Source organism: Arthrobacter sp., assembly GCF_031179385.1.
Taxonomy (GTDB): Bacteria; Actinomycetota; Actinomycetes; order Actinomycetales; family Micrococcaceae; genus Arthrobacter_D.
In genome coordinates, this window is record NZ_JAPSHV010000230.1 from 1 (window position 1) to 1,677 (window position 1,677).

The 1,677-nt window shown below is 67.2% G+C and carries 2 protein-coding genes; both read left to right on the plus strand.

Annotation, left to right across the window (positions count from 1 at the left end; genetic code table 11):
• Nucleotides 1-138: 138 nt before the first annotated feature.
• Nucleotides 139-873, plus strand: coding sequence for an ABC transporter ATP-binding protein (locus RIF85_RS15875; RefSeq protein WP_309072863.1), 735 nt, complete (start codon nucleotides 139-141; stop codon nucleotides 871-873).
• On the plus strand, nucleotides 857-1,677 hold an 821-nt coding region (locus RIF85_RS15880), incomplete at its 3' end, for an ABC transporter permease subunit (protein WP_309072864.1). The genes RIF85_RS15875 and RIF85_RS15880, both read left to right, overlap by 17 nt.

A 1,677-nucleotide genomic window follows, 5' to 3' on the forward strand; every position in this document is an offset into this window, starting at 1 on the left:
TTCCGCCGTACCGGAGCTTTCCTGGTCATCGACCCCTCCGACGGCAATACCCTGGCCGCAGGTCTGGTGGAATCCGACCACCTTGAACTGTCCGCCCGCGAGGACGAACGCTATGTCATCTAACCCGCCCGGTACGCCATGAGCGGCGAGCCCGCTGTCGAGATTGCCGACCTGACGAAGAACTTCGGGCCAACTCCGGTCTTCGAGGGGCTCAATCTGTCCATCTCCAAGGGCGAGTTCCTCTGCCTGGTCGGTGGATCAGGCTCCGGCAAGTCCACCCTGCTCAACATCGTTGCTGGCCTCGACCAGGCCGACGGCGGGACGGTCCTCGCCCCGCCTGCGGCGGTCATGTTCCAGGAGTCGGCGCTGCTGCCTTGGCTCACCGCGGCGGGCAACATCTCCCTCGCGCTGAAGTTCGCCGGCGTTCCTCGGAACGAACGCTCCGATCGGACACAGGAACTACTGAACATCGTCCGTCTTTCCGACGCCGGCAACCGCCTGGTCCACGAACTCTCCGGCGGAATGCAACAGCGGGTAGCGTTGGCCCGCGCACTTGCACAGAGCCGCAGCCTGCTCCTCATGGACGAGCCGTTCAGCGCGCTGGATTCCATCACACGCGATTTCCTGCACGATGAGCTGGAGGACATCTGGCGTGCGACGGGCCGGACCATCATCCTGGTCACCCACAACGTGCGCGAGGCTATCCGGCTGGGCCAGCGCGTCATTCTCCTGGCTTCTGACCAGGGCGGCATTGCCGGCGAGTGGCAGGTCTCCGATGCCGAGCGCCATGACGCCGTCGCGGGGGCAGCGCTGGCCGAAACCATCAAGAACGTACTCCACCGGGAGGTGCACGGTCTTGTCGCAGTTAGCTGAACCCCGCGAGCTTGCCCGTCCAGGCCGGGTCGTCTCGACGGTCCCCGGCGCCTCCCGTTCCCGCGGTCTCCTGCTGATGCTGGCACCCGTGGCCACCCTCGTCGTGGTGTTCGGCCTGTGGGCCGCAGCCTCCTCGGCCAACGGAGGAACAGGTCCGGCTGAGCTCTTCGCCGCTCTGGGGCGACTGTGGGCAACCGGTGAGCTCGTTCAGAGCGTTGCCACCAGCCTGGGCCGGGGCGTGCCGGGGTTTCTCCTGTCCGTCCTTGTGGGCACCGTGCTGGCGCTCGTGCTGTCCGCCTCAGTGTGGCTGCGCGCCGCCGTCGCACCCTACATGACCTTCCTGCTGACACTGCCCACCGTGGCGTGGGTCCCGGTGGCAATCCTCTTCTTCGGGGTTACCGACGCCACGGTGTACTTCGTTGTCCTGACCGGCGCCGTTCCGGCGATTGTCAATGGGCTGCTCGCCGGCGTGGACCAGATCCAGCCGCTGCACCGCAAGGTGGGGCGCGTACTGGGAGCGGGGACCTGGGACACCGCGCTGCACATCGTTCTGCCGGCCGCCCTCCCGTCCTACATTTCAGGGCTTCGGCAGGGCTGGGCATTCTGCTGGCGCGCCCTGATGGCGTCGGAAATCATCGCCGGCGGGCAGCAGCTCGGCCTGGGCCTCGGCACCCTGCTGCAGCGCGGACGGGAGGTCGACGACATCGGCGGCGTCATGGCCACCATCCTGCTGATCCTGGTGGTCGGCGTGGTGATCGAGGTGCTGGTCTTCGGCCCGCTCGAACGACGACTGTTACGCCGCCG